Raw genomic sequence first — 12,756 nt, forward strand, 5'->3', positions numbered from 1 at the left:
ACGTTTCGAACACTGGGATATTCAACGGTGAGAATTTCTTGAACCGTACTGCCTGTTCAGATATAGTTAATTCTATCTTGAGCGGGACTGGCAGTCCTGAAATACTTTAAATATCAAATAGTTTTAAAACCTAGGACTGCCAGTCCTGTATCATCTTAAAATAAAATGACTATAGCGACCAGCTTATGAGGCAACTCATGAAACAGTGATTTTAGCGTAACATCATGTTTCATGAGTCATCCCATCCAAAGTCTTAAAGCCCAACACCTGCTTGTTGCATGGCTTTATCAACTGTAGCGCGATGTTCTTCACTCAAAGCTAATAATGGTAAACGAATGCCTTCGCCCATCAAGCCTAATTTGTGTACCGCGTATTTCACAGGGATGGGGTTGGATTCAACAAATAAGTTTTTATGCAAACCCATCAATTGTTGATTCAATTCCTCAGCTTCTGCTTTGCGACCTGCTAAGCCATGTGCAATCATCTCGTGCATCATTTTCGGTGCGACATTGGCAGTCACAGAAATCGTGCCTTTACCGCCTGCATACACGACATCGAGTGCCGTCGCATCATCACCACTGAGAATCACAAACTCATCACTAGCAAAACAAGTTAAATCTTTGATTCGCTGTGTATCAGTCCAAGCCTCTTTGATACCAACAATATTTTTAATCGTAGAAAGACGTTTCACGGTCTCTGGTAACATATCACACGCGGTACGTCCGGGGACATTGTATAAAATCACAGGAATATCAAGTGCTTCAGCAATAATTTTATAATGCTGATATAAGCCTTCTTGGGTTGGTTTGTTGTAGTAAGGCGTTACGAGTAAGCACGCATCTACACCATCGGCTTGTGCTGTCTTACTTAATTCAATCGCCTCAGCAGTTGAGTTTGAACCCGTTCCTGCAATCACAGGTACCCGTTTATTCGCAAACTCCACGACCTTGCGTATTACCTCACCATGCTCTGTATGGTTTAAAGTTGCAGATTCACCCGTTGTGCCTACTGCAACTATGGCATCTGTTTGGTTTTCAATGTGAAATTCAACCAGACGGCGCAAGTCATTATAATCAACTTGACCATCATCTGTCATGGGTGTAACAAGTGCTACAATACTGCCCTGAAACATTGAATTAGACTCCAGCTTTTACAAGTAACCAATTATGATACGTCGCTCATTGTGGAATGACAAGCTATACTTTTCCAGTTTCTAGCTCATCTAAACGCTGCATAAGATGTAGGGCTAATTTAACAAAATCAGCTTCAGTTAAAATGCCAATAAGACGACTATCTTGAAGAACAGGCAAACAGCCATGCTTTTGTTCTAACATGAATTTAGCAGCTTCTAATAAATTGGAATCTGCATACGCAATCGTAATATCCGTTATCATGATTTCGCCCAGAGGGATCGCAGACTCTAATTCATCACGGGTATCATTATCAATTTCAGCTAAAGCAGAGACTGAAACTTCTAAAATATCATGCTTAGTCACTAAACCAACAAACTCACCATCCTTATCTACAATGGGAATATGACGAATTCGATTATTTAACATCGCCTCTCTGGCTTCATGTACTGTGTCTGTTAATGTTAGAGTGAAAAGTTGTTCACTCATTAAATCCTGTACAGTTATCATGCTTATATTCCCTCTTGTTAACAATGATCAATTATCAGTGAACGGTACATAATTATCAATGAACAATTATTTATCTTTTCTTAAGAGAGGCTTTCACCCCGTTTGTATTGAGATTATGCGGGATCACAACTCGCTATATAATCGGAAAGAACTGCAGCTAGTATCTGTTTAAGTTCTTAAACCAGTAATCTCTTTAATTATTATTTGTAACCATATTGTAATTCAACAAGTTGACAAAATATCAAATGAATATTTAGCTAATAATAGCCTTGTCATAACAATATAAGTAATTGATTTTAAATAAAACATTTTTAATAAAATTAATGGATTACATTATTTTCCAAAAAGATTGGCTAAGGGTTTGGATAAGCCAAAGTATTTTAAATGGGTTATTCTGCTGCTATTTGTTCTAAAAAATAATAGAGAATGGGTTTAAATTAGAACCCAAAAATGCTAAAAACTTAAAATGACCGAGCTTTCTGTATTAAAATATTGCAAATGCTCAATGAATCGTTAGAATCGTGTCATAGAAACACGTCAAAGTGAGAAAAATTTTGAAACTGTTTAAATTTAAACGCAAAATTGCCTATCAATTCACTTTCTACGTGATGCTTGTCAGCTTTTTGATAACATTACTTACAACTTCCATTCAACTTGGGATGGAATATAGAATCGATATAAAAAATCTTGAAAAGTGGATAGAGTACGTTGAAAAAAATTACTTAGATAATATAAGTACACATCTGATGCTTGGTGAAAATGAGGAGGTCGACTTGTTTTTGCGTGACATAGCCAGTCTTTCAGATATGCAGCATGTTTATATTACTGATTTAAAAGGAAATATTCTTTTAGAATACGGCGATGCAAAACAGGATTATCTACTGTTACAACATAAGTTTGAATTGATCCATAAGAAAGATAATTTTAAAGTTTTTGTAGGCCAATTGCACCTTGTTGCAACCACTGAGAATATTTACGGACGTTTAATGAATCGAGCCGTTGTGGCTTTGATTGCCAATGCGGCGGCTATTTTTCTCGTTGCCATTTTTATTTTGTGGGGCTTCCATAAAATGGTAGCGCGACACTTAAATAAAATTGCCCAATATACTGAGCAGCTAGACCCTGACAGCTTAGACTATGTCTTAAACCTAGATCGGAACTCGCAGCCTGATGAAGCAGCTGATGAGTTAGAACATGTGATTATCGCGATTAATACCATGCGAATTAACTTACAACGTTCGTATAAAGGGATGTGTGATAGCGAGCAAGATAATCGTAATTTATTAAAAGCCACGCTGGTTGGTCTTTCTTTGTGGAAGCTTGATAATGGGTGTTTTGTGACTGTAAACCCTGCATTTGCTCGGATTATTGGCTATCCCGTGACTGAAGTACATCGGCTTAATTATTGGGATATTGTGATTGAGGATGATATTGAGCTTGCAAAATTTGAATTTAAACAATTAGATGTTGGCAGCCAATATGGACCTGTTGAGAAAATTTATCAGCATAAAGATGGCTATACCGTGCCTGTACGAATTTCAGCTTTAATTATTGAACGTGATAATGAGCTATACGCATGGTCTAATATTGAAAATATCACGGCTCAAAAGCGGGTTGCTGAGGAATTAAAATCGGCCAAACATAAAGCAGAAGAAGCCAATTTAGCCAAAAGCCAATTTTTAGCCAATATGAGCCATGAGCTGCGTACACCAATGAATGCAATTATTGGTTACAGTGAAATGCTGGAAGAAGAATTACGTGATGTGACACTAGAGCTGGATTTAGTCCCTGATGTGAAAAGCATCCATGCAGCAGCGAAGCATCTATTGGGCTTAATCAACGATATTTTAGATATATCGAAGATTGAAGCAGGCAAAATGGATTTATATGTCGAAACCTTTAACCTCAATGCCATGATTGACAATATTGTGACCACTATCCAGCCGTTGATAGAAAATAAAGCCAATACATTAAACGTGATACGGGGCGATTCTTTGGGTGAAATGCACTCAGATTTAACCAAAACTCGACAAATCCTATTAAATTTATTAAGTAATGCGTCTAAATTTACCGAACAAGGCCATGTCACCTTAGATGTGCAGAGTTTTCAACGGGGTGAACATCATTGGATGCGGTTTAGAGTGTCAGATGATGGTATTGGTATGACGACTGAGCAGCAAGAGAAATTATTCCAAAGCTTTACTCAAGCCGATGCGTCAACCACGCGAAAATATGGCGGTACGGGCTTAGGTTTAGCGATTACAAAACATTTTTCTCACATGATGCACGGTACAATCAGCGTAGAAAGTGAATTTGGCAAAGGTAGTACCTTTACAGTGCAATTGCCTGCTGAGATTACACCGCAAGAATTGGGTAGCGATGAGAAAGAGGCATTACCCGCATCAGGTGGATTATCGATGCCAGCAGAAGGAGGTATTGTCTTAGTTATTGATGATGATACCGCTGCCCGAACATTATTAAAAACCTATTTAAGTAAGATTGGTTATCAAGTTGCGGTCGCGTCAAATGGTCAAGAAGGTCTGAAATTAGCTCGAAAATTACGTCCGAATGCAATTACTTTGGATGTGATGATGCCGGGAATGGATGGCTGGGAAGTATTAAACCGCTTGAAGCAAGACCCTGATTTAGCTCACATTCCTGTTATTATGTTGACCTTGGTTGAAGATAAAGACATTGGATACTCATTGGGTGCTGCTGAATATTTGACTAAACCGATTAGTCGCGATCAATTAACCGCTGTGTTGCGTAAATATCGTGCAGAAAGACCTCCATTTAGCGTCATGGTTGCAGAAGATGATGAGCGTACCCGTGAACTGGTGACTCGAATGTTGAATAAAGCGGGTTGGCAGGTAATTGAAGCAGATAATGGTGAAATGGCTTTACGCTGTTTAGATAAATATCAGCCTGATCTAATTCTATTAGACTTGATGATGCCTGAAATGGATGGGTTTGAATTTATTGCAAATTTACGCAAACACCAAAAATGGCGACAGATTCCTGTTGTAGTCTTAACCGCAAAAGATATTACGATTGAGGATCGCGTGTGGTTGAATAATCGAGTTGATACCGTTTTCCAAAAAGGCGCGTATCACCGCGATGAATTATTACGCCATGTTCGTGAATTATTAGCAAAAACAACGCATAAGAAGACACTTTAAATTTGACTAGGACTGGAATTCTCTGAGAACGACCAGTCCTAAAAATCCACTAACCCATCACATTATCCACTCTTGGGCGAGTTAATATTGGGGTATAAACAAATACAAATCCTAAAAAGGCAATAATCCACAAAATCTGAGCGCTGATAATCCAGTAAAAATATAGTTCCCAGATGAGTAATGGCATCAGTACCCGCAATATTGCGCTGGCAAATAGAATCAGAAATAAATAATGTAGAATTACGGGTGGTTGTTGCAAATTACGCCCCGTATGTCCCAATGCAACCCGCGCCATCATACTCAAAGTCATTAAACCAACGCCACCAATAGCAAACAGGTGAACGGCTAAGAGTGGAAACCAGCCAAAATAAAAACTGAGTGCGTAGAGTAAAAAGCCAAATGTTATCGTGGCATAGGAAATATAAAGACTCCAAAGCAATGATTTTTTCCAAATCCCCACCGTGTACCAACCCCACAAACGGATACTATGTAAAACGAATACAAGTAGAGCCAGAGTTGCAGCATAGTCAACAAATTGGGTAAATGTTGCAAGTATGAAAAAAGCGACAAATGCAGCAACACCACTGATATCTAACCATAACCAGTTTTTCAATTTCACAGGATAACCCACGCCACGCTCTATAAAAAACGGAATCACTCGTCGTCCCATAATCATGATTAAGCCAATAACCAAATAGAGTCCAAAATAAAGCCCCCAGATTGCTCCTTGTGCAACAAACCCTAATAATCCCAGATAAAATAATCCATTCCCAATAGTCAGTAACGAAATGTTAACCAATAAAATCAATTGCTGCCATTGACGTACTTTAATAATTGGCCATGCAATCGATGCAATTAAAAATACACAAAAACTTAAATCTAGGACTGCGATCCATAAAATAGGCAAATTAAATAATGGCATCAAACGCGCTATAACCCATAAACTAAATAATGCAGCTAAGCTCCATCCATGCAAGGTTTGTTGGCCTGTCCAGTTTTTAGTTGCGGTCAGTAAAAAACCTGCAATCACGGCTAAACCATAACCATAAATCATTTCATGCGCGTGCCAATAAGTGATGGGAATGCCTGATAATGGCATAGAAAGCTGTCCTGCATAAATAAACATCCACATCAACATGGACAAAATAGCAAACCAACCCGCACCAAGAAAAAAAGCTCTAAATCCCAAATTAAATAAAGCAAATGCTTTAAGATTAGAAGGGGGTGAATTGGATGTGTGTAATGTATGTAGTGACATAATTGTTCCTCATTTGTCACGGCAAATTGATTCAGTAGCAATTTAACTGGTCGTGAATATTATCAATAATAAGCTTTTTTCAAATAAAATAGATGAAATAAACAAAAATCAGTTTTTTATAGAAAATAATATAAATAACTCTTTGTATAATAAATCAGTTTAATATCAATCTTAATTTTAATAATCATTGTTTATTATTGGATGCCTCTCATATCTTCAATATTGATTATCCTCATTATATAACAGCTAAGCTGTAATACTGAAAATACGTTCAAAAATACTCTTCTTGATTTTTATTTATCTAAAGAATACGCACTACCTATTTGAATTAAAATAAAATATACTGTATTTATACAATAATACTTAAGACACTTATTAAACAATAAAATCTAGGCTATACACGGGTTTCATTTTTAGGAAATGGATAAATTCTATTCAGCTAAAAAGTACAGTTTAGTTTAATTCAATCGAATAAAATGAAGCCCATAAAAATAATAACTAATATGACTCAAAAATTGTTAAAAACATTGTTAGGCTTATTGCTGTAATTTTGAGTATGATTAGTACTTAAATTATTCATAAAAAACCTCAACTTCTCACACCATATTTAGGATGGCAAATGCGATGGCAATTGACACAATCTTAACGGTAGGGTGGCCGATAGTAAAAGCAGATGATGCTTTTTCAGCCACAAATATTCACGCGAAGGCCAAACAATCTGATGACTATAAAGCGGCATTAAAGCACATTTACACTGATTTACGCGGACAACTTGGCGAAGAAAAGCCAATGTACATTGGTTCAGTTGGTCGTTTATTTCGTCGTCGTCCTGATCAATTTGGTGCAATTAAAAAATTTGTGCGCAATAGTGAAAAAGCAATTGATGAATCATTGGGGACAGTTTATTTCGAAATTGATGCATTTTCTTATGCTTTTTTAAAGGGTGCTAAGAATTTTGACATCATCATACCTGAAACCGATAAAATTGAAGGTTCTTATCGAAAAATAAGAAAAAGTTTATTGGCAGAAATGAGTCAGCTCGAAGAGTTTGAGCGTGAAGGTTATAAGCCTAGAGATAAGAACGTGATGGAAAAATATCTGGTTTTACGTGAAGTGATTGCCTCTCAAGCTGCACGTGATGAGCGTCGTGCTTTAGCCACCTTACTAGTCAGTGGGCCTTCTACTTCAGAACAGATCGCAAATGATTTAGGTATGCCGTATGGTTTATCGGATTTGGTTTTACCTCTGTATGAAAAAATTGGAATCGCTTCACGCCGTGAGGAATTTGGTGAAACTGTTTTTGCTATTACAGAAGAGGCTCTAGCAAGAGTTTTGTTCTGTTTACGCGAAACAATGGGTGTAGATTTTATTGACGTGTTAGAAAGTTACTGTTAGGGAGATACTGAAATGGATATGAAGACAATTCAAGACACGTTAAATGAACTATTAAGCCCACCAGTATTGATGTATATCACTTTGGTTTTCACGGCTTTTTTCTTACCTGAAATGTGGTTTGAACGTGCCCGCAAACGGAAAGCAAAACGTCGTCAGAGTGTGGGTTTACCAGAAGAAAGTATCATGAATACAGCTGAAAAATTATCAGCAACACGCTTTGAAGCCCAAGCCCAATCTTTAATTTTTATTTTAGCTATTTTCGTTGCACCCTTTGTTATTGCACCCTTTGTATCTCAAGCAGGCCAAAATGCATTAATTTTAGCGTTTGCAGGAATTTTAGTTTGGTCATTAACCTCAGGTACTGACGTTGCGACCGCATTTTTAAATGGCTTAACGTTTAAAACGTTGGTTGTTTTTGCAAAACCGATTCAAGTAGGTGACCGTGTTACCCTAAATGGTCATAGTGGAAAAGTGTTGTCTATAGGAACATTTTTCGTTATGTTGCAAACACTTGACGATGATTTAGTCAGTATTCCAACCAGTAGTTTATGGAATCAGAATTTGGTATCTGCCAATGCTGGCGAGCGTTCATCATTATGTAAAATGAATTTTTATTTAGCCTCTTTTGCAAGTCAAGCGGATATCCAACGTGCTGAAGATATTATTTGGGACTCAATTCAAGCATCACCTTATTTTGAAATGTCTAAACCTATGCAAATCTATGTTAACCAAGAAATAAATTCCATTCATCTGGTTGCAAGAGCGTATGTTGCATCAACTTATAACGAGCCTTTATTTGTCAGTGATGTAAGTAAAGCATTCTTGAAATTTGCGCATGAACACAATTTGCCATTGGCTGCTCCTTACTGGAAAAGAGAGTTTAAAGCAAAAAATCAGACTGATCTCAGTTAAGCAACTCAAATTTCGCAAAAAAGTTGATGATAAAAATATCTTCGGGCAATGATTATGCGCGAGTTAGTTTGTAGGTTTTTTTGAAAATAAACTATTTTTATATCAAATTCAGGTTATTTAACTACAGTCATTTTATTTTAAGATGATATAGGACTGGCAGTCCTAAATTTTAAAAATATTTGATATTTAAAGTATTTCAGGACTGCCAGTCCTCACTCAAGACAGAATTGACTATAAACCAACGTACTATTTATTTTTTAATATATAACTCTGTCTATTCACTAACATGTTTTCAAATATCTGTGGAAATTCAGGTACAACAGATTGCTGTACGGCAGGTAACGTTGCCAAATTTTCCGCCCATGCTTTTATTTTGGGGATTTGTGCATAAAGATCAAAATCTAAGTGTTGATTGAGTAAATCCATGCGCATAAATAGAGGTGCATACGCAGTGTCAATTAAACACAACTGCTGACCATTGAAGTATGTTCCAGCAACTACGTTTTCCAAATATTGCAATTTATTCGATAATTCAGTCTGTTGTTTTGCCATAGCTTCCGCTGTTTCAGCAGTATAAAATCCAAATAAATTCATCAACAAAGTTGAACCAAACTCAATCCATGCTCGATGTTTTGCTTTTTCAATCGCGGTTTCAGGATGCAAACTGGGCGGGGTAATTTCATCAACATATTCATTAATCACTGCAGATTCAAAAATAATTTCATTCTCTGCTTTTAATACAGGCACTTTTCCCAACGGCGAAATATCTAAAAACCATTGTGGTGGTTGCTGTAAATCAATATAAGCCATATCAAAATCAATATTTTTCTGTTTCAGGGTAATAATCGAGCGCTGTACAAACGGACATAATTTAAAACTAATTAATTCAATTTTTGCCATGATGGATTCCTTGCTTCTTCAAAGATTGTGAGGAGCTTATAAATAATTCTTCGTGGGGTTGTTTTTATTCCTTGTAGCATTTTAATAATTGGGCAAAATTAAAATGACTTCAATAGAAAAGAATATGTTTTATCTATATATTGCGATTTTAGTCTTTAAATTTTCTGATTACTCACCAACTAAAAAGCTTTACAATATCTTACAATTTTATTTGATTAGACTTTCAGATGAGTAAACAAACACCAGAACCTAGAGAATCTAAAATGCCCCAAATTCAACGTTATATCCTGACAGGTATTTTAACTGCGATTCCAATTGTCGTGACTATTTTTGTATTTCAGTTTTTATTAGCATTGTTGTCTCAAATAGGTACGCCTATTGTCAATTATATATCTGGGATAATCCAAGCCAATTTTCCTAGCTTCTACAATTCTATTTGGATTACTGCTTTAGACCCTTGGTTAGTCTCTATACTGAGTTCTTTCTTAGCCATTAGCCTTACGCTAGGCCTGTTATATTTATTGGGATGGGGAACATCCAATTTTATTGGTAAAACATTACTGGCAGCGGTTGATTCTCTTATGCACCGTATTCCTGTGATTGAAATGGTTTATGGCGCGATAAAAAAGCTGGTTTCATCTTTACAACAACAGCCTACTGATGTTCAACGGGTGGTTTTAATTGAATTTCCAACCCAGAATATGAAAGTGGTTGGTTTTGTGACTCGGACTTTAACCGATAGTATAACAGGACAAAAGTTAGCAGCGGTTTATGTACCCACTACGCCTAATCCCACATCAGGCTATTTGGAAATCGTGCCTTTAGAAAATGTGACATCAACAGATTGGACGATGGACGAGGCCATGACATTCATTATTTCAGGCGGTGCGGTTGCTCCTGATACCATGTTTTACAGCCAAGGTGTGAGTACTTCAGAATCCGATAAAAAATAAACGTTTCACTCTTCTTCTAGCTGAAATAACTGGCGGGTCATGTTAATCATTTCATGATGTCCCTCATAACTGGCTTGACGCAATTGGCTACAAGGAGAGTGGATTAATTTATTAGCCAAAGTATGTGCAATATATTCAATGACTTCAGGTGCAGGCTTGCCATTATCTAACATCCGTTTGGCTTTGTTCACTAATGCTTGCTGGGTGTTTTGAGTCTGTTCACGCAAATCTCGAATCGTACTCACTGCATCCAATGATTTCAGCCAACCCATAAAATGTGACACTTGGGTTTCAATAATTTCTTCAGCTTGATGCGCGGCTTGTTTACGAGAACGTAAATTTTCCTGAATCACTTCATTTAAATCATCAACCGTATACAAATACACATCGGGCAAATCTCCTACATCTTCGGCAATATCGCGTGGCACAGCAATATCAACCATAAAAATGGGCTTGTGTTTGCGAATTTTAATTGCCGCTTGCACCATTTCTTTGCTCAAAATCGGTATGGGACTGGCAGTGGAGGCGATCACAATATCAGCTTCTGCCAAGTGCATTGGAATCTCTTCTAAAGTAATCGCATAACCTGCAAATTCTTTGGCTAAAGTGCGTGCCCGTTCAACAGTACGATTGGCAACAATCATCCGATTTAATTGATTTTCAGACAAATGCCGTGCAGCCAACTCAATGGTCTCGCCTGCACCCAATAGCAATGCGGTACTTTTATGGAGTTCCCCAAAAATTTGTTGGGCTAAACGCACCGCTGCAAAGGCCACGGAAACAGGACTAGAACCAATCGCAGTATCAGTACGTACTTGTTTTGCAACTGAAAAACTATATTCAAATGCTTTAGTTAACAAACGCTTAATTGCTTTGGCTTCGCGTGCCGTCTGATAGGCATTTTTTAGTTGACCTAAAATCTGTGGCTCGCCCAACACCATTGAATCTAAACCACAGGCAACTCGTAATAGATGATGAATGGCTTGCTGATTATCTGCATAAATATATAAATGCTTACGTAGCGCGTCAGCTTGAAGATTGTGGTACTGACACAACCAATCGATGATTTGTTCAACTTGGGCTGGCTCAGCATGGCAATACAATTCAGTCCGATTACAAGTCGATACAATCGCTGCTTCAGAGGCAATTCCTCGCTCAATAATCTCGTGCAAGGCATGAGTTAGATGCTCTGGGGAAAATGTAACTTGTTCACGGATAGCAACAGGGGCAGTGGTGTGATTGAGGCCAATTGCAATTAATTGCATCGAATTTCCATTCATTCAGTCATTTTTCAATAAAACAAGCATTGTGCGAAAATCTGCATCGAAATACAAGATTTATTTAAAATGCGAATTCAGAACACTTACCCCTTCTGCTTCCAACATGTGCACCAAACGGATCAGAGGTAAACCAATCACAGCGGTTGGATCACTGCCAATCATACGTTCTAACAAAGCAATGCCCAAACCTTCGGATTTGAAACTACCTGAGCAATTATAAGGTTTATCATGTTGTAAATAGTGTTCAATTTGGTCGGTGGTTAATACTCTGAATTTGACTCCAAACCGTACAATATCAACTTGAGCTTTGCGAGTTTCTGTATTTAATAGACATAAGCCTGTTAAAAAATCGACCTGCTTACCACTCATTGCTGAAAGCTGTTTGACTGCATTATCATGGTTATGCGGTTTAGTTAAAATCATTTCACCAATTACAGCCACTTGATCTGAGCCAATTACTAAAGCTTGTGGATATAAAGTTTGCGCGGCTCGGGCTTTCAATTCAGCTAAACGTTGTACCAAATCCGTTGCTGATTCGTTGACTAATTGAGTTTCGTCAACTTGCGGTGAGAAAGTGTCAAACGGAACATGTAAACGACCTAAAACAGATTTACGATAAGGCGATGACGAGGCTAAAACCAATTGGCGTGGACAGGTAGTAGCTTGATTATGATGAATGATAGTCATGGATAGGTTCGCTAGCGATTTCAATCAAAAAAACCGTTTATGATAGGCGGCTTAAATTTTCTGTCAATATTTAAGTTGCATTATTGATTCTGAATTTAGGAATAATATAGCGGAATGTGTTGTGAGATGGGGTTTAAGACTGGCAATTTTAGACAAACGGCTAATCCTAACAAACGAATAAAATTATAAAAAAATATTTCTAAGACTGATACGGTAAGAATTAAACAAATGGATACCTGCACTCTAATTATCATCGCATTTGGATTAACAGCGCATTTCAATCTCATATACTCAAATGTGAAAAATAATATAGTCAAGAAAATTATTTGTTTAAGTTATATTGTTATGTGTTTTAGTTACTTTGATGCTGGAGTTGTACTGCAATTTTTTAATTACGATAGAATTATGGGAGGTGCTCTTGCATTTTCGCGTATATTTATGTTTTTAAGTCACTATTCAAAATAATTTGATAACAAATTCAAACAGGAAATACAACGAAGGATAGAAATCTGTAGAAATGGAGAAAATCCATTCACTGATGAAGTACTTAAG

Annotated in this window: 10 protein-coding genes; 4 read left to right on the forward strand and 6 right to left on the reverse strand. The window is 37.1% G+C overall.

Annotated features, from left to right (window positions below):
• Nucleotides 1–253: 253 nt before the first annotated feature.
• Both dapA and ABXH34_RS14340 read right to left on the reverse strand, forming a co-directional pair.
• Complete coding sequence (dapA, locus tag ABXH34_RS14335) at nt 254–1,132, reverse strand: 4-hydroxy-tetrahydrodipicolinate synthase (RefSeq protein ID WP_353572568.1); 879 nt, start codon at nt 1,130–1,132, stop codon at nt 254–256.
• 64 nt (nt 1,133–1,196) lie between these two features.
• Nucleotides 1,197–1,640 carry a CBS domain-containing protein gene (locus ABXH34_RS14340; protein WP_353572569.1) on the reverse strand — a complete coding sequence of 148 codons (444 nt, stop codon included), beginning with the start codon at nt 1,638–1,640 and terminating at the stop codon, nt 1,197–1,199.
• Nucleotides 1,641–2,413: 773 nt separating this feature from the next.
• Between ABXH34_RS14340 and ABXH34_RS14345 the strand changes: the two genes are divergently transcribed.
• Nucleotides 2,414–4,819, forward strand: a complete 2,406-nt coding sequence (locus ABXH34_RS14345; RefSeq protein WP_353572570.1) for an ATP-binding response regulator — start codon at nt 2,414–2,416, stop codon at nt 4,817–4,819.
• A 49-nt stretch (nt 4,820–4,868) separates the two neighbouring features.
• On the opposite strand, the gene ABXH34_RS14350 is transcribed toward ABXH34_RS14345, so the two are convergent.
• Nucleotides 4,869–6,077, reverse strand: coding sequence for an NnrS family protein (locus tag ABXH34_RS14350; protein ID WP_353572571.1), 1,209 nt, complete (start codon nt 6,075–6,077; stop codon nt 4,869–4,871).
• 624 nt (nt 6,078–6,701) lie between these two features.
• Between ABXH34_RS14350 and ABXH34_RS14355 the strand changes: the two genes are divergently transcribed.
• Both ABXH34_RS14355 and ABXH34_RS14360 read left to right on the forward strand, forming a co-directional pair.
• Nucleotides 6,702–7,472 carry a hypothetical protein gene (locus tag ABXH34_RS14355; RefSeq protein ID WP_353572572.1) on the forward strand — a complete coding sequence of 257 codons (771 nt, stop codon included), beginning with the start codon at nt 6,702–6,704 and terminating at the stop codon, nt 7,470–7,472.
• Nucleotides 7,473–7,484: 12 nt separating this feature from the next.
• Nucleotides 7,485–8,384: a mechanosensitive ion channel domain-containing protein gene (locus ABXH34_RS14360; protein ID WP_353572573.1), complete on the forward strand. Its 900-nt coding sequence runs from the start codon at nt 7,485–7,487 to the stop codon at nt 8,382–8,384.
• Between the two features lie 246 nt (nt 8,385–8,630).
• Here the strand turns inward: ABXH34_RS14360 and ABXH34_RS14365 are convergent, their stop codons facing one another.
• The gene (locus tag ABXH34_RS14365) at nt 8,631–9,284 is read right to left on the reverse strand and encodes a glutathione S-transferase family protein (protein ID WP_353572574.1); all 654 of its coding nucleotides are present in this window, start codon (nt 9,282–9,284) and stop codon (nt 8,631–8,633) included.
• Nucleotides 9,285–9,511: 227 nt separating this feature from the next.
• Between ABXH34_RS14365 and ABXH34_RS14370 the strand changes: the two genes are divergently transcribed.
• On the forward strand, nt 9,512–10,237 hold the full coding sequence (locus tag ABXH34_RS14370; protein WP_353572575.1) for a DUF502 domain-containing protein: 726 nt from the start codon (nt 9,512–9,514) through the stop codon (nt 10,235–10,237).
• Between the two features lie 5 nt (nt 10,238–10,242).
• On the opposite strand, the gene hemA is transcribed toward ABXH34_RS14370, so the two are convergent.
• Together hemA and ABXH34_RS14380 are read right to left on the reverse strand one after the other, a co-directional pair.
• On the reverse strand, nt 10,243–11,502 hold the full coding sequence (gene hemA, locus ABXH34_RS14375; RefSeq protein ID WP_353572576.1) for a glutamyl-tRNA reductase: 1,260 nt from the start codon (nt 11,500–11,502) through the stop codon (nt 10,243–10,245).
• Nucleotides 11,503–11,574: 72 nt separating this feature from the next.
• The gene (locus ABXH34_RS14380) at nt 11,575–12,204 is read right to left on the reverse strand and encodes a Maf family protein (RefSeq protein WP_353572577.1); all 630 of its coding nucleotides are present in this window, start codon (nt 12,202–12,204) and stop codon (nt 11,575–11,577) included.
• Nucleotides 12,205–12,756 lie beyond the last annotated feature (552 nt).

The sequence above is a fragment of the Candidatus Albibeggiatoa sp. nov. BB20 genome (assembly GCA_016744725.1).
GTDB lineage: Bacteria > Pseudomonadota > Gammaproteobacteria > Beggiatoales > Beggiatoaceae > Albibeggiatoa.

Bases quoted from the DNA above. Each gene is read 5' to 3' on its own strand.
- dapA (WP_353572568.1), bottom strand. From the start codon at position 1,132: ATGTTTCAGGGCAGTATTGTAGCACTTGTTACACCCATGACAGATGAT.
- ABXH34_RS14340 (WP_353572569.1), bottom strand. From the start codon at position 1,640: ATGATAACTGTACAGGATTTAATGAGTGAACAACTTTTCACTCTAACA.
- ABXH34_RS14350 (WP_353572571.1), bottom strand. From the start codon at position 6,077: ATGTCACTACATACATTACACACATCCAATTCACCCCCTTCTAATCTT.
- ABXH34_RS14355 (WP_353572572.1), top strand. From the start codon at position 6,702: ATGGCAATTGACACAATCTTAACGGTAGGGTGGCCGATAGTAAAAGCA.
- ABXH34_RS14360 (WP_353572573.1), top strand. From the start codon at position 7,485: ATGGATATGAAGACAATTCAAGACACGTTAAATGAACTATTAAGCCCA.
- ABXH34_RS14365 (WP_353572574.1), bottom strand. From the start codon at position 9,284: ATGGCAAAAATTGAATTAATTAGTTTTAAATTATGTCCGTTTGTACAG.
- ABXH34_RS14370 (WP_353572575.1), top strand. From the start codon at position 9,512: ATGAGTAAACAAACACCAGAACCTAGAGAATCTAAAATGCCCCAAATT.
- hemA (WP_353572576.1), bottom strand. From the start codon at position 11,502: ATGCAATTAATTGCAATTGGCCTCAATCACACCACTGCCCCTGTTGCT.
- ABXH34_RS14380 (WP_353572577.1), bottom strand. From the start codon at position 12,204: ATGACTATCATTCATCATAATCAAGCTACTACCTGTCCACGCCAATTG.